The sequence below is a fragment of the Methylosoma difficile genome, from assembly GCF_054657615.1.
Map to the genome: position 1 here is coordinate 935,101 of NZ_BAAHYJ010000001.1, position 24,841 is coordinate 959,941.

Below are 24,841 nucleotides of genomic sequence, written 5' to 3' on the forward strand. Positions count from 1 at the left end.
CTAAGTGAGTTAATGATAAGGAGTCCAAAACATGTTTTGGACTCCTACGTAGAAGTTAAAGAACTTTTGCACCACGACTGAGTTATCACATCGCTGCAAACGCCGCTTCCAACGCTTTAGGGTTTGTCGCCCACAATTGGCCCAGTTGCGTGGACATCGGGTCTGGGTAGATGTCTTCGGCATCGGCCATTAAACCTACCAAGATATTTTCGGCAGTTTCTTGGGCGCTGGCTTTTTGCATGGGGAATTCTTTCGCCATATCGGTATCAATCGGCCCTGGGAAAATGGCGTGGACGCTGATGCCTTGCACTTTCAATTCGGCGCGCATAGCTTGGGTGGCGGAAAATAACGCCGCTTTCGAGGCGCTATAGCCGCCAATGCCTATCATGCTGGCAAGGCTGACCACAGACAGCACATTGGCAATTGCCGCGTCTTCGTGTTGCGCCAAAACGGGTACAAATGCGCGGGTGATTGCCAAGGTGCCGTAATAATTGACATCCATGTCGTAACGCAAAGCGTCCGGCTCGCCCGATACTACGGAAGCCATCGACAACACGCCGGAATTGTTAATCAACACATCGACATCTTGCGCCAAGGCTACGGCGGCTTGGATTTGGTCGGGTTTGGTAATGTCCAGGGTGACAGCTTCTACGCGGGCATCGGCAAAATCAGGCAAGGCGGAAATGTCACGGGCGGTGGCGTAGATTTTTTTGACGGGGTGTTGCAGTAAAGCCTCAACAAGGGCTTTGCCAATGCCACGGTTTGCGCCAGTGACGAATACGGTTTTGTTGGTTAATTGCATGGTTTTTTCCTTGGTTTGGGGTTGAGGGGTTTGTGTAGGGTACGCTGTGCGTACCTTTTAAATCCATGTAAAAGGTACGCACAGCGTACCCTACCGTATTTTTAACGATCATCAAAAGTCGGCGACAAACTCTGCCGCCAGACCTGATTACTGAGTTACGCCGCCAATTTCAGTTCAACTTTTGGGAAATCAATATCGACATGGCTGGCTTTGCCGATGATATTGGTGAAGATGTTCATCGCCACGTGGGTGATGATCTCGACGATTTCCGCGTCGCTATAACCTGCCGTGCGGACTTCGGTGATTTCTGCCGTAGTGATTTCGCCCATGTTTTCCAGCAAAGATTTGGCGAATTTCACGGCGACTGCCGCCTTGGCATCTTGGCTAGTGCCATGACGGTTGGCGTCAATTTCAGCATTGTTCAAACCCGCTTTCCGACCAATCGCGGTATGTGCCGAAACGCAATATTCGCACGTGTTTTGCTGGGCGATGGCTAAGGCGATACGTTCGCGGTTTGTGGGTTTAAACTGCCTTCGCCTGCAATGCTGTGCAAGCCTAAAAAGGCGCGTAAAGCGGCGGGTGAGTTCGCCAGAATTTTTAAGAAGTTGGGGACGATGCCTAATTTGGTTTGGATGGCATCGAACAAAGCTTGTTGTTCAGCGTTGGCGGTTTCTTTAGTGACAGTGTTAATGCGGCTCATGGTCTTTCCTCGTTAGATAATTGAATGTGGGTTGCCCTTAGTTCAGATATTTCAGGCGTTATTGCCGCAATACAGCCGTTCGTGCTCGACTGCAAGGATGCAGGAGGTAGAGCAACGCAGGAGCAGTTGCCGAGAGCTTGTCGAAGCATGAATGGCTGTGTTGCGAGGCTAGGATTTTTCCGCCCACCCTTCGACAGGCTCAGGGCGAACGGAAAAATCCTTGGCTTTCTGGCTGAGATGTTGAGTGGGCAAACAAAAAGCGGTTTGCCCACCCTACGCGTCTGAAAGTGCATCTCGTCTCGGGTGGACATACTGTAGTCAATTTCACTTTTAAGAAGAATAGCCATTATTTACAATATATTCTTATAAAAAATGGAATAATATCGCCGTCACCCGCGCGATTGCTAATTTGTAGGTGCGAATTCATTCGCATTTATGCCCTGTGGGTACAGTGCGCATAAATCCGCACCTACATAAAAAACCTTACAGATAAGAAACAATGGACAGACTCGATTTAATGACTGTGTTCGTCGCTGTTGCCGAGGAACAAAGCTTTGCTGGCGGTGCGCGGCGTTTGAATATGTCACCGCCCGCCGTTACCCGCGCCATTGCCAGTTTGGAAGAGCGGCTGAAAATCCGTTTGCTGACGCGCACTACCCGTTATGTGCGCGTGACTGAAGCAGGGCAGCGTTATTTGGAAGATGCGCGGCGCATCATCAGCGAAGTGGATGCGGCGGATGAAGCCGCAGCCGGTATCAACGGCGAACCCAAAGGCCATCTCGCCGTGACTGCGCCTGTGTTGTTTGGGCGCATGTATGTGATGCCGAGTATTGTTGATTATCTGGAGCGTTATCCCGATATGCAGGTGTCGGCGGTGTTTTTGGATCGCGTGGTCAATATGTTGGAGGAAGGTTTGGACGTGGGAATACGGATTGGCGAGCTGCCCGATTCCAGCATGAACGCCATTAAAGTCGGCTATGTGCGCCGCGTTACCTGCGCGTCGCCTGTGTATCTTGGCAAACACGGCATTCCGCAACACCCCAACGAGTTAAGCCAACATTATTTGGTCGCCGCCAATAGCGCGGGCAATCAAGGCGAATGGCGCTTTGGGCAGGGTATCAGCGTAAAAATCAAGCCGCGTTTGACCGAAACCAATAACGATTCGGCGATTGTGGCGGTGTTGCGGCATTTAGGCATAACGCGGCTGCTGTCTTACCAAGTTGCACCCTATTTGGCATCAGGCGAGTTGCAGACGGTGCTGGAAGATTTTGAACCAGAACGCTTGCCGATTCATGTGCTGCACCGCGAGGGGCGCTATGCGTCGGCGAAGGTACGGGCGTTTGTGGATTTGATGGTGGCGGATTTAAGGTCGAAAACAGCGATCCAATATTGAATTCGAGCAAGCTTTGCTCTTAACTTGAAATGAGAGCAGACAAAGTTTAGTAGCAAGAAAAAAATGATATTACATTGGTAATGCAGGCGTTAAAGTGTTACAAAATTCATATCTTTTACGCTGCCCATAAAAATAACGATGTCCGACCCCAGCTCACCTTCAACAGATACTTTACAAAACCAACCCGCCCCCATCAAAGTTGCCTTGATTGGCTTTAAAGACGAAGCTGAACTGGCAAAAGTGACGGCCTTGTTCACCCACGCGAGCCGTTGGCAACAGCCTTGGGTTGTCATTCCGCACAGCAAGGCTGCCGATTTGTTGTTGATCGCGGCTGAAACCCCTGCCGAGGTCTTACAGTTGCAACGCTTGCATAAAGGCTTTAGCAAAGACCGCTTGATTGCGTATTCGGAATCGGTGATCGCAGATGCCCGTTGGCATTTACAGCGTCAGAGCGACCAAACCGTATCACCCTTGGCCTTTAGTCTTTTAATTAAGGAAATTAGCCACGCGTGGGATGACATTAAAAACAGCGCAAAAAAAAAAGACGAAAATGACATAACTCCTTCCGTAAAAAGCTGGCAAGCACAGATGAAAGCCTTGTCAGCCCCCATCAATCGGGTCATTGAAGCGCTAACGAAAAAAGCACCTTAGGCTTCATGTGTTTCAATTATTTGCTCGCCTAATCAAAAAACACCCCAAAAACGAATAAAGTTAATGTTTTGATTTGCATTGATTATTTTTTTAAAAATGTGATTTATTTCACAAAAAAACAATATTTGTTGAATTTAGAATATTATCATTTCATAAATTTATCGCATTACCTTTACAATAATTAACAAATAGATTGATAGACTTAAATTGCTCTTTAAACTAGACTTCCAAGGCAACTTCAAATAAATGAACAGTTCTGTTAATGCCAATGTTATTGTTCAAAAAAACGGACAATATCCACTTTTAGGAAAAGGAACGCCTGTGCAATCGTCCTCACCATCCTCTAAATCGCAAGCAATACGCGTTGCACTGCTTGGCTTTGACAACCCCCAAGAGCAAGCCCAATTAACCACCTTATTCGCCCATGCCCAGCGTTGGCAGAAGCCTTGGCAAATCGTCGCCGACCCCAATGACGCTGACTTCTTGTTGGTGGCATCTGATGACACAGAAAATCTAACGGAATTACGTAGCTGCCCCGAGCATTTTGCCAGGGAGCAAATCATCGCTTACACCGGCCGCCCTTCTGATAGCGCCCGTTGGTATTTAAAGCGTCCTGGGGCGGCAAAAATGCCTTCGCCGCTTGAATTTACCATTTTGTTAAAAGAAATGGGCAAGGCATTTGAGGATGGTTTGGTGGGTAGAACTGAACAGAAAAACCCAACGAAAAACTTACCGGCTCAAAAAAAGCACTTCGATTGGCGCGAAAGGTTAAAGGTCTTAATCATAGGCAGTGTGGGTTCAGGAAAAACTACTGCAATCAACACGCTAAGCCAGGGCAATGCCGTATCCACCGAGGCCAAACCTAGCGACCATACCCAATTACAAAAAAAATCCACTACCGTCGCCATGGATTTTGGCACGCTGGCGATTGACTCAGAAACGCAGCTATTAGTTTATGGCGCACCTGGGCAACGGCGTTTTGATTTCATGAGCGGCATCCTGATTCAAAACGCCCTAGGCATCATTATCTTAATCAGTAACGAGTCCAGTAACACTTTGTCGGAATTGAACTATTATTTGGATAGCCATAGGGATTTTCTGGCGGATCATCATGCGGTCATCGGTATTACCCATAATGATTTAAACCCCAAGCCATCGTTAAACGAATACGCGGCGTTTATTCAATCTCGTGGGGAGTCTTGGCCTGTGCTAAAAGTAGATGCCCGTAAGCATGAAGACATGAAAAAATTGGTTGGCGTATTACTGGAAACTACCTTTAAACGGGGCTAGCAGCATTTATCAAATACCACCTCTAAATTGCCGCAAGGGGCATGGAAAAAATAGTTAGCGGCACTTTCAACTTAAAAAAATAAAATAAGGAGTACAAAATGGCAACAGTAGACGTATTGAAAAAATTAGATGGTTTTTTGGCGGCGGCATTGGTGGATTCCAGCAGCGGCATGATGATTGAGTCCATCGTAGTGGGCGCTTTCCCTATTGAAATTGCCGCTGCGGCGAACACTGAAGTAGTACAGGCGAAATTGAAAGCCATGGATGCCATCGACTTGGGTGATGACACGATTGAAGATATTTTGATTAGCTTAGGCACCCAATACCACTTAATCCGCCCATTGGCTTCAAACCGCGAAATCTTCCTTTACATCGCTTTGGAACGCGGTCGTGCCAACTTGGCTTTGGCAAGAATGGAATTGAAAAAATTGGAAGGCAGCATCAAAAGAATCTAATGCTGATTCATTAAGCAAATGGCATTGCCGATGCTATTTGCTGTTTTATCCACATCATGCGGTGTTGCTGCATAAGCCTCACCGCATGATGGGAACAAAAACAAGCGTTGCGATATAGAGAGCGTAGGCTTGTTTCCCCTTTTTACCTATAAACCTAACGGGTTTTTAGGGTCAATACCGTCCATAAACGGAATTCGCGTGTCCTGATGGGTAATTTGGTAAATTTTACCCAGCCAATTATTAAACACCGCTTTTGCCGTATCGCTCCAGGTGTTGTCCAAATGTTCCAACACTAATGCCTCTGGGAATTCGAGCAAGTCTATGCCAGTCATTTTGGCTTCGCGGACATGTAACGCGTAATCGGCGAACAGTTGCTGGGCTTCGGCATTAAAATAATGTTCTGGAAACGGCGGGTAATCAGGTCTGTCGCCACGATAAAAGTTCATCACTTCGCGCTTGTATTCTTTCAAAAGACTGATGTCGTCATATTCAGGATGCCCCTGAAAAAACACCAAACGGAAGCCATCTGGGCTTACCGCCAAATGTGCGCCAGCTTCTTGGCTGACAGCCAATACTTTTAAGCCTTGGCGTTCCATGTCGCTTTGAAAAATCTCATTAAAACGCGAATGCGGAACATCAAAGCGGGTATTGATTTCCGCCACCAACGGGTGGTTTTTATTGGTTAGCCGATGCGAAAAAACGCCCCAGCGTTTGGCAGGCAAGCGGGTGCGTTCAATGCCGTAGCAATATTGGATAACCGCATGGGTTGCCAAGCAAGAACACAGCACCGACGTGACGTTTTCCTTCGCCCAAGACACCACTTCCATCAACGGCTGCCAAAAATCTTCTTCAGGCAATCGCGGACGGGTCACGTTAGCGCCGCTGATAATCAACGCATCCAAACCTTGCGCTTTGATTTGTGCAAACGATTGGTAATATTTGTCGATATGCGCTTGCGCCTTTTCGCCTCTGGGCAAACCTTCAATCGTAAAGGGATGCACGTGGAATTGCACAATTTGGTTGCAGGCACCCACCAAGCGGAAAAATTGCCGCTCGGTCGCTTCCAGCGCCGGATCTGGCATCATGTTTAACAAGCCAATATGTAGCTCGCGGATGTCCTGATGTTTGGCACGCTCAAGGTCTACAATTTCTTCGCCTTCTTCGCGCAAACGTTGGAACGTCGGCAGATCAATATGGGCAACTAAGGGCATAATAAGCGATCCTCGCTAGTTATCATTGCTGTTTGGCAATGGCATCGGCAATAAGCCTGATAAAGTCTTCTTCACAGGTAACGGCGGCGGCATCATTGGCATCCACTGTGTAACCGTATTGTTCGGCAATGGCTTCGTAACGCGGAATGCGCGATTTGAACAGCTCAGGGAATACCCAGCTGACAAACTCATCCGGCGGCATCACGTCAGTTGATGGGTATTGCCGTAATTCTAAAAATTCGGCGACCTTTTCATCCAAAAATGCTTCCCGGTAATACAAAGGCTTAGGATCGCTTTTGGCACGGGCGATGATGGTTTGTTCCAAGCTTTCGGGAATTTTGATGTAAACAATTAAGGTGTTTTGTGCCAGCGTTTCCAGCACTTCCGGGCAATCCAGCTCGCACACGCTGCCACCAGCATCGTTAATGAAGTTTTTGTAGCCGTAAATGTCTTCAGCCTTGTGGATAAATTCCGGCACGTCATTCATTGCCGCCACTTCCGCCAAATGGTGCAGCTTTTGGCGGCGTTTAAATTCTGCCAAAGACAAGCCGCCTAAGGCGGGATCACCTAATTTGCCCAAAAAGCTGGATACGGCGGACAGGTTATCAACGGTGATTTTGTCGCAGATGTAAATGGAATCCGAACGTAACAGTTCGCGCAAAAACGGCACGCTCATGGCGTGGCGTTTGATGTTGTCAAGGATAGGCTCTTGCAGATATTTGGTGCCGATGCGGTAGTCGCCAGAATAGTGGAACCATTTTGCTTTCGGCAATTTATTGGCAAGCGTGGTCTTGCCTGCGCCGGACATAGCCAGCAAGGTGACGCGCTTCGATTGCCAATCTAAAAACGCCTGGGAACTCATTTTCATGGGGTAATCCTAATTGTCCAGATAATCGTCAATGTCTATGTCTTCAAAATTGGGTTTGTGCAGGTCAGGGTCGGAATAGCCTAAGTCGTCCGTTTCCAATTCATCAAAGGGTGCCGCCCAGTCTTCCGGCGTTTCAATGAAATCGAAAGTGGAATTGTACCAACTATCGAAATCATATTCGCCAATATCGCCGTTTAAATATTGGACTTCGATGGAGTCGGCTTGGGCTTCGATGTTGATGACCTTAAAGCTCAGCTTGTTTTCGACATCTTTATACCAGTTGCCGACGATAGGATCTGCTACGGTTGTCATGGGGGTTACCTGTGTCAAATAGGGACTTGTGCGGGATCGGAAAAACTTTTTGCCGGTGTACCCAGCGGTGGCTTTCTGCGTTAAAACAGCGTGTTGATGACCGTAGCCAACACATCGACAACATCATCCGCCAGCACCTCAGCATTGGCTCCTTCCGCCCAAGTCGATGAGTAACGCGGCTTAACCGGTTCACGGGTGCTGGGCGAGGCGGTCGCCTGACCGCGTTGGGCTTGCAATAGCTGTCCACCGGCTTTGCGCCATTCCAGCAAATGGGTGATTTCGCCGCTATCTAACCACACGCCGTGACTATTACAAATATCGACCACCACGCCGCTGCGGTAGCCATAGGCTTTGCGGTTCATAAAGTTTTGGCAGACGGGGCATTTTACGTATTTGACTGCTGGCTTGCTTAGGTAACGCTCATGGTTAATGGTGTCGATTTGTTCAAGATTGACTTGGAACACATCGGCAACGCTGTTTTCCAGTAGCGCCTCCACTTGACCGGGATCGAAAAATAAACCAAAGCAATCTGAGCAGCGTTCCAACAAAAAGGTACCTTTTATTTGGAGGTCGATGGTTTCCATGGCGGCTTGGCAATTCGGGCAGGCATGTTGGTCATCGGTGTCCAGCACTGAAAAATCGTGTTTGCCGCTCAGATCGACATCATTATACGTACCACAATAGCCACACCGGTTGGTGTTGGCCTGCAAGGGGGCGGAGCAATGGACGCACTTAGCCATCTTAAAACGATGCCAAGATTTGTTGTTTTTTGCTGGCGTATTCTTCGGCGGTAATCAGGCCATTGTCTGCCATTTGCTTAAGCTGCGCCAATTTGTCGGCAGCTGACAGCGGTGCGGATGTCGAGCCTGCCGTTGCCGTTTGCGCCAAGGTTTGGCCTAAACCGATGCCCGCGCCGACCCCCATACCCAAGCCTGCGCCGCCACCTTCGTTGCGGGCGGCATCACGCAAGGCTTCCAATTGTTGCAGTTTGGCGTAGTCGAGGCCTGCTGCTTGGGCGGCTTGCGCTTCGGCAGTCAGATCGGCAATACGGTTGACACGTTTTAAAGTTTCGCTGTCAAAATCGGTGCCTTCAACGCGAAAATCCATCACCTCCAAGCCTAAGCTGTTAAACAGCTCGACCAACACAAACTGCATGCCACGGGCAATTTCAATGCGGCTGGCATCAATGTCGGTGACACTGTATTGGCTGCTTGCCAGAAAATCGCTGAGCGGATGCACCAGCCGCGCCGAGATGACTGCGCGTAAATCGTCTTCCAAAAAGTGCGCTTGGCTGCCGACCACATGGGCAAAAAACTCACCCGCATCGGTAATCCGGTAGCTGTAATTGCCATAGGCTTTTAAGCCGACAGGGAACTGGTATTTAGGGTCTTGGTATTTGATCGGCGAGGTGGTTCCCCACTTTTGATCCATGACCGTGCTGGTCTTAAAGAAGTAAATGGCGGTTTTATGTTCGCTTTCAAAAAACTGCATAAAACGTGAAATGGTTGTCCAAAACGGGATGTTGTCGGTTGCCAAATTGACCGAACAAGGCTTGGTCAGTACCGCTTTCACCGTGCCTTGATAAACAAAAATACAGCCTTGGCCTGGGCCGACAATTAACGTCGAAGCATTTTTAATTTCATCACCGTTATCCGTCCATTGTTCGAACAGCGCATCAGGTGTGGGTTGCTGCCATTCAATCACCGAACGCAGCTGTCGTTTAATGCCGTCAAAAAGTGCCATAGTTATCCTCAAAATAATGGGGGGATTTTTGAAGGCAAGTATAGCGCAGCTTACGATTCAACAGCATAGGGTCTGCGCCAAAAAATAAGTGGCGTAGCCAAGATGAAAAGCCGTGTTTTGGGCGAGATTGAGAGCGTAAGGCATACCCGCGCCGGTAAGCATCGGGGCGGGTGTGCAGATGTTAGACGCTAAAGGTATCGGCTGACGGTGTTTCAGCCTCATTAAACGATTCCACCACACGGTCCATCGTCGCCGTTGCCGGATTGTATCGATAGCCTGCGGTCAACCAAGAGGCTGTTTGGTGGGTGATCGGGCTGTAACAGGCCGAATTAGTAACCGGAACCTCATCGGCAAATCGGGGTGGCAAAATGCCAAATTCCCTGACAATGGCATCCGCACACACTTTGGCTTCGCTATTGGCAACATGGCCTGCTTTGGGTTGGCTTGAAGAATGGGCATCGCCAATGACGTGAACGTTCGGATCGGCTGTTGAGGCATACGATTGCAAATCCACCGGCACAAAACGGCTACCCAAAGGGATAAGGCCTGCGGCAAAAGCAATATCGCCAGCTTTGTGCTCGGGCAGTACGTTTAACACCTGCGCCGATACGTTTCGGATGCTGCCATCGCCCAACTTAACGCTGGCAAATTTACTGCCAAATTGTCCGCCGACACTGCCCACCTCAAGCAATTCGGCATTGGAAACATATTCCACAATGCCCGCAAATTGCCCGGTAAAGGCGGTGGTGAAGGTATGGGTTTCTGCTTGTATCGCCGAATATTTATCAGTCGGTGTCAGCGGATTGGCGGTGTTGGCATCGAAAACGATCAATTTGCCGCCACCTTTGACGCGCTTAATAATGTCCGCCACCACGCAAGCCCTTTCGTAAGGCCCGGGCGGACAGCGATACGGTTTTTTCGGAATACACAAAACAAACGTGCCGGTTTTGGCGGGCATTTTATCAATCTGGTTTTTAAGATTGATAACTTGGTTGCCGGATTTCCACGCGTGCGGAATGGGCAGTATTTTGTCTGACAACGTACCATTGGCAAACGACATCGAGGGTAAATAATTAAAATCGACCCCCGGACTTAACACCACCTTGTCATAAGCAAGCTTCACAATGCTGCCGTCGGCTTTGGTGACAAGTACTTTACGGTTGTCGCGGTCAATCACCGCTTTGCCGCTGATAAAACGATTGCCATTGCGCGCGGCTGCCGTTGCCAGGCTGAACGTCAAATTAGGCAGCGTTTTTTGACCGTTTAAAATGAGATTGCTTAAAATCGGCGAAGTGTAAGTGGTGTTCATATCAACGTGGGTGACGGCTATTTTGCCTTGTCCCCAAAGCTTCAAATACTTCGCCACGGTTGAGCCACCAAATCCGCCGCCAATCACCACCACTTTTTTTACAACCGTAGCCGCCTGCGCATTACCCAAACCAACGGCAGCTGGCAGCACTCCCACGGCGGCAGAAGCCGTGCCAATCCCCATCATTTTTAAGAGTTCTCTGCGTTTGTTATCCATGTGAATTCCTCTTATTTCAATGTTGACAGGTAGTTGGCAATCTCACGCAATTCGGCATCCGAATAGTTTTTGGCCTGCAGATGCATGATTTCAACAGTTTGCTTTTGCTTCATCTCGATCAAATCGCCGTACAAATCTTCCGAAGATTTACCGGCAATCGAATCAATCTCGCCCTTGCTATGCCCATTGGGGCCGTGACATTGGTAGCATTGGGCGGCTAATAGCTGACCATTTTCTGCTTGGCTTACATTCGCATAAGCCAGCAGCGCAGCAAAAAAGATAATTTTTCTTTTGTTCATCAATAACCTCCTCATCATGCCAAAATTCAGCAGCCTGATATTGGCAAGCTTTTCGTTTTAAAACGCCTTGCTTATGGCATGGGCAGATAAAATTGCCGTAGCGCTAACCATAAGCTTTCTATAAAAACAAAGCATAGAGCGTACCTTATTGGATTGATTTTATAGGTGATTGACAATAAAGGTTAAAAATCAAACGACTTAAAATTAAGAGCGGTAAAAACATCCGTACCTGCAAAATTCGTCAGACAATTTTTGCAGCAATGCAAATTTGGGTAAAAAGACAGGTGGGTTTTTAGGCCAAGCCAAGCGCGCAGGGAGTCGCTATTTTTGCGAAAGATTGCTTCGGCCTCCGTGCCGGTCAATCAGCAAAAATCACGCGACCGCTCTTGCCTTCGGCTGCCCCAGCCGTCCTGCTTCTCTCGTCTGCCTACCCAACAAGGGGATAGGCGACATCGTTACCGCAATGACTCGACGCGATTTCGGACAGCCTGCATTTTCACTACGCAAAAAACGCTTCGTGAAAACACAAGCACTATCGCTTCTGGGGACTACTCGACTCCTGTCTCGCAGCGAGGGAAGCGTTAGCAAAATTTGTGACGCTAGGGGATAATCAAGCCATTTTTAGTGCTTGCGCACGATAATCACATCAAATTCGAGGAACATCACGTGTCTATCAGAAACTTCAACAACCACGCCCCCCAAATCGGTCAAGCCGTGTTTATCGACGACAGCGCCGTTGTCATCGGCAACGTCACACTCGACGACGACGTCTCCATCTGGCCTACCGCCGTTGTGCGCGGCGATGTTGAAAGCATCCGCATTGGCGCCGCCACCAACGTGCAAGACGGCTCGGTGCTGCACGTTTCCCATGCCGGCAAATTTTCGCCACAAGGCTATCCACTGGTGATCGGCAAAGGCGTGACCATTGGCCACCGTGCCGTGGTACACGCCTGCACCATTGGCGACTATTGTTTGGTGGGCATCGGTGCCATCATCATGGACGGCGCGGTATTGGAAGATTACGTCATGCTGGGCGCAGGCGCATTAGTACCGCCCGGCAAACGCCTGGAAAGCGGCTACCTCTACGTAGGCGCTCCCGCCAAACCCGCCCGGCCTTTAAAAGACTCGGAACGTGAGTTTTTGGAGTATTCATCCGAGCATTATGTGGCTTTGAAAAATCGGTATTTGTAGGGTTGTATTTTTTGGATCGGCTTTGTGTGAGAAGGATGGGCTTGAAACTAATTTGAGAGGATTGGTTTTTCTGGGTTAACTCTAACTCCTCTGTTCTTTTTTAGTTGATTGTCTACTATATTGTTAGGGTAGCGCCCATCCATACTTTCAAGGAAATTTTAATGATAACTGTCCATTACGCAGTAATTCACGAATTAATCAAAACTGCAGGAACCAAGACCGCAGAAGTAAACCCGGCAAAAAAGCTTTTACCCGTTTCATCTGATGTTGTTCTTAAGTTGATTAGCGAATTAGATAAGCTATACGGAACAAAAGAAAATAACGCTATTTATGGGACATTTTCTAGGGAAGACTTAAGGAATCAATTTTCCAATTACACTGAGTCGTTTATTGAAGATAATACGGAATCCAGTTTTTTTGCCTTTAGCATAAGCGGTTTAAAAGAAATTACCCGTGAAGCCGAAGAGCAACAATCATCAACAGGTGGTTACATGGTGTTTTCTTATTACGCTAACGCCAAAATGCAAGCATTTCTATTGGTTGCGATGATAAAAAATAAAAATGCCTTGAAGATAAATCAAGACCTTGAATTAGAAGATGTTATTCAAATTGATCTTTCAAAAATCCACCAAGCTGCAAGAATCAATTTGGATAAGTTTCAAAAGAGTAAGCAAACATCGGATGATACGACTAATACAGAAGATGGCGTATTAAATTATTTGAGCTTTGTTAGCCCCCGATCCAATAAAGATGCATCCGGTTATTTTATAAAAGCGTTAGATTGTCGGGATGGTGTGCGGCCAACCGTTGCTACCGATAACGCCTTTAAATGCGTAAAGGCTTATTGCAACGATAAAAAAGAACTGAAGTCATTTAAGAAACAAGCAAACGACTCTTTGGTTGAATATTTCGAAAAATGCTTAGAGACTGAAAAACTCGCTACTTTAGCAGGAATTGAACATTCCATAAGGCAAGCCATTCCTGCTGAGCATCACGCTTCATTAGAAGACTTTATTGAACATGCCAATAATGAGAAATGGCAAATTCCCGCTGAATTTAACGTAAGTAAAGACAAATTAAAAAAATACACCCGCATTCGTTCTAAAACAGATAGCTGGGAACTCAACTTTAGAAGAACAGCTCTTGGAACTACAAGCAACAGCGATTTGTATTTCAACGAGGAAACGGGGAAGCTAACTATTAGTTGTTCAGAAGACCTCAAAAAACAAATCACAGAAGAATTAAACGATAGAAATGCTAATAAGTCCTGAATTTAAGCAAGTAGTTGAGCTTTACCGACAACTGAATCGCCCTGAATTAGTTGGTGATCGGTTTAGCGGTGAATTGCTGTGCTTAAATGAAAACAAGGGGGCTTTAGAAAATTTATGGTCATCTAAAAAATTTGACTTAGAGATAAGTCTTGATGATGAAACATTTGATACCGAATCTGAAGAATCTTTTCCTCAAGACATTGCCAATAAAAATATTAATGTCAGCGTCAGCCTTCCACAAAATGAAAATGGAAAATTTTACAAAAATATTCGCCACTGGATAGCGTCTTCGGACTCTCTGAGCAGAGGATCATTAACACCTAATACTTATTTAATAGATGATAATTTGCTTGTTGACGATTCGGAGCAATCAGCAGATTTAAGTTGTGTCATTGCGGCCTGTAATTTAATAAACAAACTTGGCGAGATTGCCCATTATCATGATGAAAAAATGACATCAGGTGGGCCGTTTCGTCTTGTCTTTGTAGTTCCAGGCAAAGCAGATAAGTCGTTTTATCCGGTTGTTTTAGAAACTCTATTATCGGCAGAAATACTGGGCTATCAACCAAATGTAGGCATTATTGAAAATATCATGCAAGAACAATCAGATAATCGCATCCATGCGTTAGAACGTATTGCTACATTTCGTATGGCGTTAGCAGAGATTATAAAAAATGCGCCTAGCGATAAAGAAGCTTTTGTTTATCTGGTTCAACATTGGGATGAGGTATTAGATAGCTTCCAAAAATCATGGGAAAGCTATATTAATGGCTTTTCATTTCAAAAATTAAAAGCCGAAATTGCAGAAAAACAGGCTGGATTTTCACAAAAAATGACTGACGTTGTTGCCAGCTTAAGTGCAAAACTTTTTAGCCTACCAATCACCATTGCGAGCGTAGCCTTGGTTGAAAAGCAAGGTTCAGAATTAGGAAATTGGTTTTATGTTGCCGGAAGTTTGCTAACAACCTATTTGGTTTTTTCGTCGATAAAAATACAAGAAAAAAACCTAGAAAATATAGATAAAAGTTGTATTTTGGCTTTTTCTGAATATCAAGACAAAGAAAGTCTAGAGTTTTCTGGTATACAAGCTGAACTAAAAATTGTTGTTAACTCTTTAAAGGAGATGGTCTCTAACTTAAATGGGGTGCTACGGTTATATCGCTGGTTATCGTGGATTCCCGTGGTTACATCCATAACTTTTATTCTATATAAATCACATATCCACTGGGCTTGTCTTATTGATTATATTCTTTATAGATTTCTATACTGAGAAATACAGGAATAAAAATATTGTCAGACAATTAAAGTAAGCCCGCATTGAGTGCAATAGCCGATAGGCGTATTGAGTTGCATAGTTGAGGTTCATTATCTACGTATTTTATTTATTGTTTTTTTCGCTGGAGGGGGTGATTATTCCACTAGGTTTTTTTAGAAACGTGCTGCAAGAGTTGGATTTGCGTTTGAAAGGCAAAACTTTGGTGATTGAAGCTCTGCACACGCCGCGTGAAGGTTGGTTTGAGCAATATGATGCCAAAAAGGATGAAGCCGTTTGGGGGATTTACCCATCGATGCGGATTCTGAGGATTGGCAATGGTAAAGCGCGGTGAGGTGTATTGGGTCAATCTTGATCCGATCCTTTGCACGGAAATCAAAAAAACTCGACCAGCCTTGTTTTTTTCACATTGTCTATGCGGGTTTCAAATTCTACGGCATACATAGTTGTTTCTCTTACTAAAAAAGGAGGCTAATGCCGATAGTATACCTAGCCTTTTAATACTTCAAGTTGGATTGTTTCTTGTGATTTGCTTTGGGTCGTTGGGTCTGGCATTAAATAGGCAACCACCTTGGCGCAATCTCCGCCTTTAGGTTATAGTCTGCCGTTAATCCTTGATAAAGCTAAATAGCCCGCGCTAAGGCGATGAGGCTGTCATTTTCCCCTCATGAACCAGCAAACCTTACAAGCCGATAACCTCAGTTGCATCCGCGATGACCGCGTGTTGTTCAGCGGTTTGGACTTTACGTTACGAAACCATCAAGTGTTACTTTTGGAAGGCAAAAACGGCAGCGGCAAAACCTCGTTGTTGCGGATTTTATGCGGCTTCCGCGAACCTGATGCTGGCGAGGTGCGTTGGTGCGGCGAGCCGATTGATTCTGTGCAATATCGCGTGGACATGGCTTACGTCGGGCATTTGGACGGCATTAAAAAAGAACTGACTGTGCTGGAAAATTTGACCGTGTCGCTGGCCTTGGCGCAAGCGGGAACGCACAGCATTCAAGCCGCTTTGGCGCGGGTGCAATTGGCGGGTTTTGATGATGTCCCCGCGCAGGCTTTGTCTGCCGGACAAAAACGCCGCTTGTCCTTGGCGCGCTTGTTGATTACCCATAACGCCTTGTGGATTTTGGACGAACCGTTCACCGCGTTGGATAAGCAAGGCATTGCTTTAATTGAGCAATTGATGACAGAACAATGTGACCGAGGCGGCATGATTGTGTTAACCTCGCACCATGATTTGAATTTGCCTACTGTCGATGTGCAACGTATCCGTTTAGCCTGATGTCTTTATCCGCCGCTTTTTTTGCCATCATCCGCCGCGATTTGCTGCTTGCCCTGCGTCGCCGGTCTGAAATTGCCAATCCTTTGTTTTTTTTCGTGTTGGTCATCACCTTGTTTCCGCTGGGTGTGGGTGCCAAGCCGCAGCTTTTGCAAGCGATTGCGCCGGGCATTATTTGGGTATCGGCCTTATTGGCGGCGATGTTGTCATTGGACAGCCTGTTCCGCTCGGATTTTGATGACGGTTCCTTGGAGCAAATGTTGCTCAGCCCGCATCCGGTGTCGATTCTGATTTTAGGCAAGGTATTCGCGCATTGGTTGGTGACGGGCTTGCCGTTGTTGTTGATTGCGCCGTTGTTAGCTGTGTTTTTAGGGATGCCCAACCAGTCGTTGGGCGTGCTGTTGTTGACCTTATTATTAGGTACGCCCGTCCTCAGCCTGATTGGCGCGATTGGCGTGGCGCTGACCGTGGGCTTGCGGCGCGGCGGTATGATTTTGTCGTTGCTGGTGTTGCCCTTGTATGTGCCGGTGCTGATTTTTGCCAGCAATGCCGTGGAAATGGCGGCGGGCGGTTTGCCGATCACCGCGCAAATCAATATTTTGATCGCCATGTTGATGTTGGCGTTAACCTTGGCGCCGTGGCCGACGGCGGCGGCGTTAAAGATGAGTGTCAGTTAAGGTTTTACCGTTGTAACGTCCAAACTATTATTCAAAACGTACTGGAGATAAGCATGATGGGGTCTAACAAATTTCTGTCCATATTCACACCCGCCACCCAGCAACAGCGGCAAGAAAACTTCGCCGATTATTGGGAATTCACCCAAAATCACGGCGGTGAATTGTATGAAGCGGAAAAGGATTTGGCGAAAAAACGCGCCAAGCTGGAATACTTTAAAAGCAATCCCGTGCAATTACGCACGCCCTTGGCAGACCCCGATGCGTTCTACCGAAATTACATTGAATTGCATGACGACATCAAATCCTTAGACCGCATGACTTTAATGCTGACCGGCATGTACAAATTTGCCCGCCACGAATGGGTGGGCATTAAAGGTGCGTGGGATGTGGTGCCAGATATGGCGAATTCGCACAGTGTGGAAGACAAAATCAGCCGCGTGCATTTGGCGGAAGAATTCTGCCATTGGCGTTTGTTTGATGAAATGCTCCGCACTTGCGGCTTGGATAAAGTCGAGTGGGTGCCGTTAACGCCTGTTAAAGAATGGATTTACGAGCAATTCCCCAAAGTGCCAGGCTTGTTGATGGATCCGCCTGCCTTTGTTACCGAGTTGATGGGCGTGTCTTATTACTTCCATTTGCACAAATTGTTCGATGACGTGTTGGCGGACGAGCCAGAAGTTTGCCAACGGATGCACGACTTGTTGGATGAAATCACCATCGACGAAATTGCCCATGTTGGTCAACGCCGCAATTTTATCGGCCCCAACGGCATGAAAGCCTCAAAAATGATGGTGCGTCCGCTGTATAAAATGTTCTTCGCCGATATTCCTGAAGTGGGCGCGTTGATGGATGTTGAACAGATGATTAAAGACGGTTTGGCGTTTGATTTTAACCAAGTGCCTGAGCATATGATTGAGCAAAGCTGGATTCCGTCTTATTGCAAGGCTTAACCTTCAAGCGTAATTAAGGTATGGGAGTGCAAAACAGGTTTTGCACTTCTTATCTGAATGTCACAAGTCCGTTGCGCCACCATCACCTCGACTTAAAACCGCTAAAGCCAATAATAAAAGCCGTTTATCCCTTACAATAAGGGCTTTTATTTTGACACTGTATTGCTATGTTCCTCATTCCCGATTCGGTAGGCCGCTTTTTCCATCGCATGGCCTCACCGCCACATTTTTACGCCTTCACCGAAAAGCTACTGCCTTGGTTAACAGGCATTTTCCTGATCTTATTGGCTTGCGGCCTTTACGGCGGCTTATACCTCGCCCCGCCCGATTACCAACAAGGCGATAGCTACCGCATCATTTATATCCACGTCCCCAGCGCCTGGATGTCGTTGTTCATTTATATGATGATGGCAGTAGCGGGCGCGATTGGCCTTATTTGGCGCATTAAATTGGCGGAAATTGTCGCCATTAGCAGTGCGTCGGTCGGTGCCAGTTTTACCTTTATCGCTTTAGTGACAGGCTCGCTGTGGGGCAAACCCATGTGGGGAACCTGGTGGGTGTGGGATGCGCGGTTGACCTCGGAATTGATTTTATTGTTCTTGTACCTAGGCGTAATCGGCCTGTACAACGCCATCGACGATAAACGTACCGCCTCCAAAGCCGTGGCAATTTTGGCCTTAGTTGGTGTCGTCAATATCCCCATCATCCATTATTCAGTCGAGTGGTGGAACACCTTGCACCAAGGCCCAACCGTTACCAAAATGGACAAACCCTCCATCCACGTCAGCATGTTAGTGCCGCTGTTGCTGATGGCTTTGGCGTTCAAGTTTTACTATGTGATCGCCATGCTGCAACGCGCGAAGTTGGAGTTATTGCAGCGTGAACGCACAGCCAATTGGGTGAAAAAAATGATCGAGGAACAAAAATGAGCCTACAAGAATTCTTCGCGATGGGCGGTTACGCCTTTTATGTTTGGACAAGCTACGGGATTTGCTTTGTCGTGCTGCTGGCAAATATCGTCCTGCCCATCCTTCAGCGCAAACAATTTTTACGTCAACTTGCCTTAAAACAAAAACGCCAAAACCCATGAAACCGATACGCAGACAACGTTTGATTTTGATTATTTTAATGGTGGTCGGCATCGGTACGGCTGTCGGTTTCGCGCTGAAATCCTTTAACGAAAACCTGATGTACTTTTTCTCCACCACCGATGTCATGGCCGGCAAAGCCCCCAAAGACGCGCTATTTCGCTTAGGCGGCATGGTGGTAAAAGGCTCGGTACAACGCCCTGGCGATGGTTTGACTGTCCACTTTAAACTCACCGATTTCAGCAAAGAAGTCGCAGTGGAATACACGGGCATCCTGCCAGATTTATTCCGCGAAGGCCAAGGCATTGTCGCCAACGGCAAACTCGACGAACGCGGCGTGTTTGTCGCCCAAGAAGTATTGGCGAAACATGATGAAAATTACATGCCGCCTGAGGTTAAGGCGAGTTTGAAGCAGCAGAGTGAAGGCAAGTAAAGGTCTCGGTGGCTTGGAAACTGTAATGCCCTTATAAATATGATGACTTCACTGATTTGCCCAACGCCCCTGCAATACCAACAAATCACCCTAGCCCACGGCGGCGGTGGGCGCTTGATGCAGCAATTGCTGGGCAACATCATCCAACCTGTGTTCAGCAACGCCATCCTCAACCAACAACACGACAGCGCCGTGCTGGACATCAACGGCGCACGGCTGGCATTCACCACGGATTCTTATGTCATTAAACCGCTATTTTTCCCGGGCGGCGACATCGGCAAACTGGCGGTGTGCGGCACGCTGAACGATTTGGCGATGAGCGGGGCGAAGCCTTTGTATTTAAGCTGCGCTTTCATCATCGAAGAAGGTTTCCCGATTGCCGACTTGCAACGCATTGTCGCCTCCATGCAGCACAGCGCCGAACAAGCGGGTGTGCAGATTGTCACGGGTGACACCAAAGTCGTCGATCACGGCAATGGCGATGGCGTGTTTATCAACACGGCGGGGATTGGTGTGCTGGCGGGTAAAACCGACATTTCGCCTACACAGATCCAAGTGGGTGACCACATCATCATCAACAGCGATCTGGCGCGGCATGGCATGGCGATTATGCTGGCACGCGAAGGCATGGCTTTTGACAGCACTATCGAAAGCGATTGCGCGGATGTGTCGGGCTTGGTGCAAGATTTAATCGAAGCAGGTGTGACAATCCATTGCCTACGCGATTTGACCCGTGGTGGTTTGGCAAGCGCCTTGATTGAATTGGCAACCACGTCGCGCCATGCCATTGAAATCAACGAAACTGCGCTACCGATTCACGCCGATGTGCAAAGTGCCTGCGAGATTTTGGGTTTTGATCCGCTGTATATCGCCAACGAAGGCTGTTTTGCCTTGTTTGTGCCGGAACAGGCAACGGCAGAGGCGTTACGGGTTTTGCGCGGACATCCTCTAGGTAAACAAGCTGCGGTTATCGGCAAAGTAAAAGCGACACACGACAAAGGTTTGTTGACCTTGCAAACGGCAATGGCTGTCAGTCGGGTGTTGGATTTGCTGAGCGGCGAGCAATTGCCGAGGATTTGTTAAAAGTTGGCGATTATCAAGCGGCAAAAAAAGGCGTATCGACTTTAAACCGATACGCCTTTTTGCTTTTAAAGGCTAAACCTTAGAAGTTGATGTTACCTTGCAACCACAATTTTTGGGTGTCGGTACTGGTAAAGCCGCCGAGGTTTTCGCCAGCGTTAAAAGTGGCGTATTTCGCCAAAATTGAATAATGCTTGCCGAATTTTTGTACGGCTTGGAAATCCCATTCGCTACCATAATCGAAGCGTCCGGTATCATCGGAAAAGTCATGATAGATGGTACTGATGACCAAATCTCCCCGCTGGAAAGGCACCATCACGGTGCCAAACACGTCGCGGATACCGTTATTGGGCGTAGTTAAGAACAAGTCCGCCCAACCTTGGAAGGCGTGGTTAGTGCCCAGTGGCGTATCGAAGTGCTGGTCAACACCGCCGCCGCCCAATTGCTCCATAGCACCTTGGAACATGATGTTGTAGGCGCTGATGCCGCCCATCAAATTCCAGCGGTCAACATCATATTTGGTAAAGTCGCTGCCGTGACCGTAATCGCTTTGGTGCGCCCATTCGGCGGTATAAGCCAAACCGAAGTTTTCGCTGATTTTGACGGAATCCAACGGTTTTAAGCAGCACGTTGCGCGTAAACCGTAGGTTTGGCTAGACTTTTGCATTAGCGCTTTGCTGTCAATGTCGGTGTAATCCAACCAATAACCGTAGCCAACCAAGTTGCCGTAATCGCCCATTTTGTAGTTTAAGTTTAAAAACGGTGCTTCGACATGTTCGGTGGTGCTGGTGATTGTTTGTATGGAACCGATGTAGCCCACGTTTGCCACTAAGCCAAACAAGGTTTGGTTGTTGTGGGTCCACAATAGTGCGTCATAGGTCATTTCCATTTGCCGCCAGCCCACGTTGCCGATATAGCGGTCGTCATCCAATTTAATCCGTTGTCTGCCCACTTTTAAGACGTTGTCGGCAATGCCTGTGTAGGTGAACCATAATTGGTTGATTTCGTTGAAATCGGGGTCGGCAACGACGGAATGGGCGGTATTGAAGTTGCGTGTGCTGTTATATTCGTCTTCCAATTGCAAGTTGCCTTCGTATTCGGCATAGCCTTGAAAATCATGGAATTTGGGCGTCAGATAACCTAAACGCAAACGTGCGGTATTGGCATGGGCGGTTTTGGGTTGCAAACCAGCTGCTAATGGCACACCTGCCGCGTTGACGCGGTTGTCTTCGTTGACGTTTTCGTAACGGTAGTTAAGGTCAAACTTAACCGCGCCATTTTTGCCGTAATGGTGAAAATTAAGCGCGTCTTCGATTTGTTGGGTGGTACTGACCGCAAAGGCGCTGCTGCTGGCTATGGCTAATGACAATAGGCTTGCCGTTAGCACAAGGGGGTTGGCTTGTTTGGACATAACGTCTCCTTAAAATAAAAAATGGGTAATCAGTAGAATACGGCGGGCGTACTTGGCTAATGTTTAAAACGTTACCAATCGGCTTTATGCGTTTAATGGGTGTGGTCACACTCGGTTAAGAAGCTCAGGATGCTTTCCCGATATTTGTAGTAATCAGGATGTGCCAACAAATCTTTGCGGGTACGCGGCCTAGGCAGGTCAATTTCTTGGATTTTGCCGATTTTGGCGTGCGGGCCGTTGGTCATCATCACCACACGGTCAGCCAGCAAAATGGCTTCGTCGACATCGTGGGTGACCACAATGGCGGTCACTTGCGTGCGTTGCCAGACTTCCATCAATACTTCTTGCAGTTCCCAGCGCGTTAACGAATCCAACATGCCGAACGGTTCATCCAACAACAATAATTTGGGTGAGAGGGCGAAGGCGCGGGCGATGCCGACGCGTTGGCGCATACCGTTGGACATGTCACCGGCTTTTTTGTGGATGGCATCGCCTAAGCCGACACGGGTCAGGTAATACTCAACAATGTCTTGGCGCTCGCCTTTGTTGGCATGCGGATAAACTTTATCGACGCCTAAAATCACGTTTTCATAAGCGGTCAACCAAGGGAACAAGCTGGGCGCTTGGAACACCACGCCACGGTCTGGGCCGGCGCTGGCTATTTCCTTGTTATCCAAAATGATGACACCTTCGGAAATGCTGTTCAGACCGGCGGTCATGGATAATACCGTCGATTTGCCGCAACCGGAATGCCCGATAATGGAAATGAATTCGCCTTTTTTCATTTTCAGATCAAAGCCATCCACTACCTTTACCGTGCTGTTGCCATCGGGCGTTGGGTAGATTTTCGATAGTTTCGAAAACTCCAAATAGCGGGGGCGGCCCAAATCGTTCATCGGCGGTTTTAAGGCGGATGAATCGGCTTGCCAATCATTGCTGGTGTTGGGGCGGACATTGGGCAAAACAATTTTGTCGCTTTGTACGTCGGTTTTCGCCATGCCGATGTTCATCAAATAACGGGTGATTTCGGCGCGCAGGCGTTTGAATTCGTCGTTGTGGTTAAGGGCGGTGCGGTCACGCGGACGGTCAATATTGATGGTAAACGCCGGTCCAAAGGTGGCATTCGGGCCGGGGTTGAGCGGAATGACGCGGTCCGCCATATAAATGGCTTCATCGACATCATTGGTAATCAAAATGACGGTTTTCTTTTCTTGTTCCCAGATTTGCAAAATTTCGTCTTGAAGATTGCCACGGGTTAACGCGTCTAACGCGCTGAGTGGTTCGTCGAGCAGCAAAATATCAGGATTCGCTGCCAACGCCCGCGCCACGTTGACCCGTTGGCGCATACCGCCGGATAACTCGGCGGGACGCTTGTTCATCGCCGCGCCCAAGTTGACCATGCGTACATAACGTTCAGCATGGGCTTTGCGTTGCGCCGCCGTCCAATCTTTAAAGATTTGGTCAACCGCCAAGGCCACGTTTTCGTAAACCGTCAGCCAAGGCATCAGCGAGTAGTTTTGGAACACCACGCCACGGTCTGGACCGGGTTCGGTGATGGGCAGGCCGTTTTTGAGCAGCTCGCCACTATCGGCTTGGATTAAACCGGCAATCAGCGAGATCAACGTGGTTTTGCCGCTGCCGGAAAAACCCACGATGGCGATAAACTCACCTTCCTTAATGCTCAGGTTGATGTCTTTAAGGATCGACGATTTATCTTTGCCTTCCCCGTAAGATTTGCAGACGTTTTTTAACTCAACCAATGGCAAGCATGGGTCGTTTGAAGGATTCGTGGGCATGGTTTTTTTGCTATTAATGTCGATGACTTTAAGTTGGGCGGCGGTCATGGCGTACTCCTGTTACATGGCTTTGCCGAACGAGAACACCCGTTGCAGCGATAACATGATGCGATCCAAAATAAAACCGATGATACCGATGGTAAACACAGCCACCATAATCCGGCCTAGCGAGTTGGAGCTGCCGTTTTGGAACTCGTCCCAGACAAATTTGCCAAGACCTGGGTTTTGCGCGAGCATTTCCGCAGCAATCAACACCATCCAGCCCACCCCCAGCGACAAGCGCATGCCGGTAAATATGTACGGTAAGGCCGATGGCAAAATGATTTTCTTCACTTGGGTGGCCCAACCTAAGCGCAACACTTTGCCGACGTTGACCAAGTCGCGGTCGATGGATGACACGCCCACTGCGGTGTTAATCAATGTCGGCCATAACGAGCATAAGGTGACCGTCACCGCTGAAGTAATAAAAGATTTCTCAAACCACGCCCCGTCGCCGCCCGCATACAGCGCACTGACCACTAAAGTGACAATCGGTAGCCAGGCCAATGGCGAGACGGGTTTAAAAATTTGGATAAACGGATTGATGGCGGTGTTAATAACCGGGCTCATGCCGCACAACAAACCTAAAGGCACTGCCACCAAAGAAGCAATCATAAAGCCGGTAAACACGGTGTATAAACTAGTGACGATTTTATCCAAATAGGTTTTTTGACCGTTATAAGGCCGCACTTTAATTTCTGCGCTAGGGTTTTCTGCCAATTTTTTGGCATTGCGTTCGGTTTGGCGTAGGTAATATTCGCTTTCTTTGGCTTTTTCGGCAAAATGCTCGTCCAGCAAACCGCCCGCTTCATACCAAACCGAGGCCGGGCCTGGAATTGCGCCTAAGCTAGTGCTGATTTGCGAGGCGGAAAAGCTCCACAATCCCAAAAACAGCGCGAAAGCAATCATCGGTACGCCCATGATTAAAAACAGCTCACGTACTTGTTGGCTAGGATTTTCGCCAGCGGCGATTTTTACAAACGGCACAAACCAGGTCAGGCCGGTAATGTTTAAAAATTTTATTAATTGATTGCTCATTGTTCGCTCCTTAAAAGAGACGGAATATCTAGGCCTGCATGAAAAAAGTGCGTCCTTGCACAAACC

The 24,841-nt window shown here is 47.9% G+C and carries 29 protein-coding genes; 16 read left to right on the forward strand and 13 right to left on the reverse strand.

Features of this window, described 5'->3' with window-relative positions; all coding sequences use genetic code 11:
• Positions 1 to 85: 85 nt before the first annotated feature.
• The 3 genes from ACYQ1O_RS04545 to ACYQ1O_RS04560 form a co-directional block, all read right to left on the reverse strand.
• Positions 86 to 802: an SDR family oxidoreductase gene (locus ACYQ1O_RS04545; RefSeq protein WP_459990446.1), complete on the reverse strand. Its 717-nt coding sequence runs from the start codon at positions 800 to 802 to the stop codon at positions 86 to 88.
• 155 nt (positions 803 to 957) lie between these two features.
• Positions 958 to 1,305, reverse strand: coding sequence for a carboxymuconolactone decarboxylase family protein (locus tag ACYQ1O_RS04550; protein WP_488199426.1), 348 nt, complete (start codon positions 1,303 to 1,305; stop codon positions 958 to 960).
• Complete coding sequence (locus ACYQ1O_RS04560; RefSeq protein WP_459990448.1) at positions 1,296 to 1,502, reverse strand: carboxymuconolactone decarboxylase family protein; 207 nt, start codon at positions 1,500 to 1,502, stop codon at positions 1,296 to 1,298. The genes ACYQ1O_RS04550 and ACYQ1O_RS04560 overlap by 10 nt, the downstream gene beginning before the upstream one ends.
• Before the next feature lie 499 nt (positions 1,503 to 2,001).
• On the opposite strand from ACYQ1O_RS04560, the gene ACYQ1O_RS04565 reads away from it, so the two are divergent.
• The 4 genes from ACYQ1O_RS04565 (at position 2,002) to ACYQ1O_RS04580 (ending at position 5,291) form a co-directional block, all read left to right on the forward strand.
• Positions 2,002 to 2,895 carry a LysR family transcriptional regulator gene (locus tag ACYQ1O_RS04565; RefSeq protein ID WP_459990449.1) on the forward strand — a complete coding sequence of 298 codons (894 nt, stop codon included), beginning with the start codon at positions 2,002 to 2,004 and terminating at the stop codon, positions 2,893 to 2,895.
• Positions 2,896 to 3,033: 138 nt separating this feature from the next.
• A complete protein-coding gene (locus tag ACYQ1O_RS04570; RefSeq protein WP_459990450.1) occupies positions 3,034 to 3,546 on the forward strand; it encodes a hypothetical protein in 513 nt (170 codons plus the stop codon).
• A 246-nt stretch (positions 3,547 to 3,792) separates the two neighbouring features.
• The gene (locus ACYQ1O_RS04575; RefSeq protein WP_459990451.1) at positions 3,793 to 4,836 is read left to right on the forward strand and encodes a GTP-binding protein; all 1,044 of its coding nucleotides are present in this window, start codon (positions 3,793 to 3,795) and stop codon (positions 4,834 to 4,836) included.
• A 98-nt stretch (positions 4,837 to 4,934) separates the two neighbouring features.
• Entirely contained in the window at positions 4,935 to 5,291 is a 357-nt protein-coding gene (locus ACYQ1O_RS04580) for a hypothetical protein (RefSeq protein WP_459990452.1), read from the forward strand.
• Between the two features lie 146 nt (positions 5,292 to 5,437).
• Here the strand turns inward: ACYQ1O_RS04580 and metA are convergent, their stop codons facing one another.
• The 7 genes from metA to ACYQ1O_RS04615 form a co-directional block, all read right to left on the reverse strand.
• Positions 5,438 to 6,502, reverse strand: coding sequence for a homoserine O-succinyltransferase MetA (metA, locus tag ACYQ1O_RS04585; protein WP_459990453.1), 1,065 nt, complete (start codon positions 6,500 to 6,502; stop codon positions 5,438 to 5,440).
• 22 nt (positions 6,503 to 6,524) lie between these two features.
• Positions 6,525 to 7,370 carry an ATPase gene (locus ACYQ1O_RS04590; RefSeq protein WP_459990454.1) on the reverse strand — a complete coding sequence of 282 codons (846 nt, stop codon included), beginning with the start codon at positions 7,368 to 7,370 and terminating at the stop codon, positions 6,525 to 6,527.
• Positions 7,371 to 7,379: 9 nt separating this feature from the next.
• Positions 7,380 to 7,682 carry a DUF6763 family protein gene (locus ACYQ1O_RS04595; RefSeq protein ID WP_459990455.1) on the reverse strand — a complete coding sequence of 101 codons (303 nt, stop codon included), beginning with the start codon at positions 7,680 to 7,682 and terminating at the stop codon, positions 7,380 to 7,382.
• A gap of 80 nt (positions 7,683 to 7,762) precedes the next feature.
• On the reverse strand, positions 7,763 to 8,422 hold the full coding sequence (locus ACYQ1O_RS04600) for a zf-TFIIB domain-containing protein (RefSeq protein WP_459990456.1): 660 nt from the start codon (positions 8,420 to 8,422) through the stop codon (positions 7,763 to 7,765).
• Position 8,423: 1 nt separating this feature from the next.
• A complete protein-coding gene (locus ACYQ1O_RS04605; protein ID WP_459990457.1) occupies positions 8,424 to 9,425 on the reverse strand; it encodes an SPFH domain-containing protein in 1,002 nt (333 codons plus the stop codon).
• Positions 9,426 to 9,606: 181 nt separating this feature from the next.
• Positions 9,607 to 10,950: an FAD-dependent oxidoreductase gene (locus ACYQ1O_RS04610; RefSeq protein WP_459990458.1), complete on the reverse strand. Its 1,344-nt coding sequence runs from the start codon at positions 10,948 to 10,950 to the stop codon at positions 9,607 to 9,609.
• A gap of 11 nt (positions 10,951 to 10,961) precedes the next feature.
• Positions 10,962 to 11,249 (reverse strand): c-type cytochrome, encoded by a 288-nt coding sequence (locus ACYQ1O_RS04615; protein WP_459990459.1) that lies wholly within the window; start codon positions 11,247 to 11,249, stop codon positions 10,962 to 10,964.
• A 666-nt stretch (positions 11,250 to 11,915) separates the two neighbouring features.
• On the opposite strand from ACYQ1O_RS04615, the gene ACYQ1O_RS04620 reads away from it, so the two are divergent.
• The 12 genes from ACYQ1O_RS04620 (at position 11,916) to hypE (ending at position 20,494) form a co-directional block, all read left to right on the forward strand.
• A complete protein-coding gene (locus tag ACYQ1O_RS04620) occupies positions 11,916 to 12,440 on the forward strand; it encodes a gamma carbonic anhydrase family protein (RefSeq protein WP_459990460.1) in 525 nt (174 codons plus the stop codon).
• 161 nt (positions 12,441 to 12,601) lie between these two features.
• Positions 12,602 to 13,711: a nucleoid-associated protein gene (locus ACYQ1O_RS04625; RefSeq protein WP_459990461.1), complete on the forward strand. Its 1,110-nt coding sequence runs from the start codon at positions 12,602 to 12,604 to the stop codon at positions 13,709 to 13,711.
• Entirely contained in the window at positions 13,695 to 14,981 is a 1,287-nt protein-coding gene (locus ACYQ1O_RS04630; protein WP_459990462.1) for a hypothetical protein, read from the forward strand. The genes ACYQ1O_RS04625 and ACYQ1O_RS04630 overlap by 17 nt, the downstream gene beginning before the upstream one ends.
• Before the next feature lie 136 nt (positions 14,982 to 15,117).
• Positions 15,118 to 15,318 carry a hypothetical protein gene (locus ACYQ1O_RS04635; RefSeq protein ID WP_459990463.1) on the forward strand — a complete coding sequence of 67 codons (201 nt, stop codon included), beginning with the start codon at positions 15,118 to 15,120 and terminating at the stop codon, positions 15,316 to 15,318.
• Positions 15,302 to 15,430, forward strand: a complete 129-nt coding sequence (locus tag ACYQ1O_RS04640; RefSeq protein ID WP_459990464.1) for a type II toxin-antitoxin system PemK/MazF family toxin — start codon at positions 15,302 to 15,304, stop codon at positions 15,428 to 15,430. Before ACYQ1O_RS04635 ends, ACYQ1O_RS04640 begins: the two co-directional genes overlap by 17 nt.
• Before the next feature lie 221 nt (positions 15,431 to 15,651).
• Complete coding sequence (gene ccmA, locus ACYQ1O_RS04645; RefSeq protein ID WP_459990465.1) at positions 15,652 to 16,266, forward strand: cytochrome c biogenesis heme-transporting ATPase CcmA; 615 nt, start codon at positions 15,652 to 15,654, stop codon at positions 16,264 to 16,266.
• Positions 16,266 to 16,940: a heme exporter protein CcmB gene (ccmB, locus tag ACYQ1O_RS04650; protein WP_459990466.1), complete on the forward strand. Its 675-nt coding sequence runs from the start codon at positions 16,266 to 16,268 to the stop codon at positions 16,938 to 16,940. Before ccmA ends, ccmB begins: the two co-directional genes overlap by 1 nt.
• Before the next feature lie 56 nt (positions 16,941 to 16,996).
• Positions 16,997 to 17,890: a hypothetical protein gene (locus tag ACYQ1O_RS04655; RefSeq protein ID WP_459990638.1), complete on the forward strand. Its 894-nt coding sequence runs from the start codon at positions 16,997 to 16,999 to the stop codon at positions 17,888 to 17,890.
• 167 nt (positions 17,891 to 18,057) lie between these two features.
• A complete protein-coding gene (locus tag ACYQ1O_RS04660; RefSeq protein WP_459990467.1) occupies positions 18,058 to 18,819 on the forward strand; it encodes a heme ABC transporter permease in 762 nt (253 codons plus the stop codon).
• Positions 18,816 to 18,980, forward strand: a complete 165-nt coding sequence (gene ccmD / locus ACYQ1O_RS04665; RefSeq protein WP_459990468.1) for a heme exporter protein CcmD — start codon at positions 18,816 to 18,818, stop codon at positions 18,978 to 18,980. The genes ACYQ1O_RS04660 and ccmD overlap by 4 nt, the downstream gene beginning before the upstream one ends.
• Complete coding sequence (ccmE, locus tag ACYQ1O_RS04670; protein ID WP_459990469.1) at positions 18,977 to 19,411, forward strand: cytochrome c maturation protein CcmE; 435 nt, start codon at positions 18,977 to 18,979, stop codon at positions 19,409 to 19,411. The genes ccmD and ccmE overlap by 4 nt, the downstream gene beginning before the upstream one ends.
• A 39-nt stretch (positions 19,412 to 19,450) precedes the next feature.
• On the forward strand, positions 19,451 to 20,494 hold the full coding sequence (gene hypE / locus ACYQ1O_RS04675) for a hydrogenase expression/formation protein HypE (RefSeq protein ID WP_459990470.1): 1,044 nt from the start codon (positions 19,451 to 19,453) through the stop codon (positions 20,492 to 20,494).
• A 79-nt stretch (positions 20,495 to 20,573) separates the two neighbouring features.
• On the opposite strand, the gene ACYQ1O_RS04680 is transcribed toward hypE, so the two are convergent.
• The 3 genes from ACYQ1O_RS04680 to ACYQ1O_RS04690 form a co-directional block, all read right to left on the reverse strand.
• Entirely contained in the window at positions 20,574 to 21,902 is a 1,329-nt protein-coding gene (locus ACYQ1O_RS04680) for an alginate export family protein (protein ID WP_459990471.1), read from the reverse strand.
• A gap of 92 nt (positions 21,903 to 21,994) precedes the next feature.
• Positions 21,995 to 23,698 carry an ABC transporter ATP-binding protein gene (locus ACYQ1O_RS04685; protein WP_459990639.1) on the reverse strand — a complete coding sequence of 568 codons (1,704 nt, stop codon included), beginning with the start codon at positions 23,696 to 23,698 and terminating at the stop codon, positions 21,995 to 21,997.
• A gap of 60 nt (positions 23,699 to 23,758) precedes the next feature.
• Positions 23,759 to 24,775 (reverse strand): ABC transporter permease, encoded by a 1,017-nt coding sequence (locus ACYQ1O_RS04690; protein ID WP_459990472.1) that lies wholly within the window; start codon positions 24,773 to 24,775, stop codon positions 23,759 to 23,761.
• Between the last annotated feature and the right edge of the window lie 66 nt (positions 24,776 to 24,841).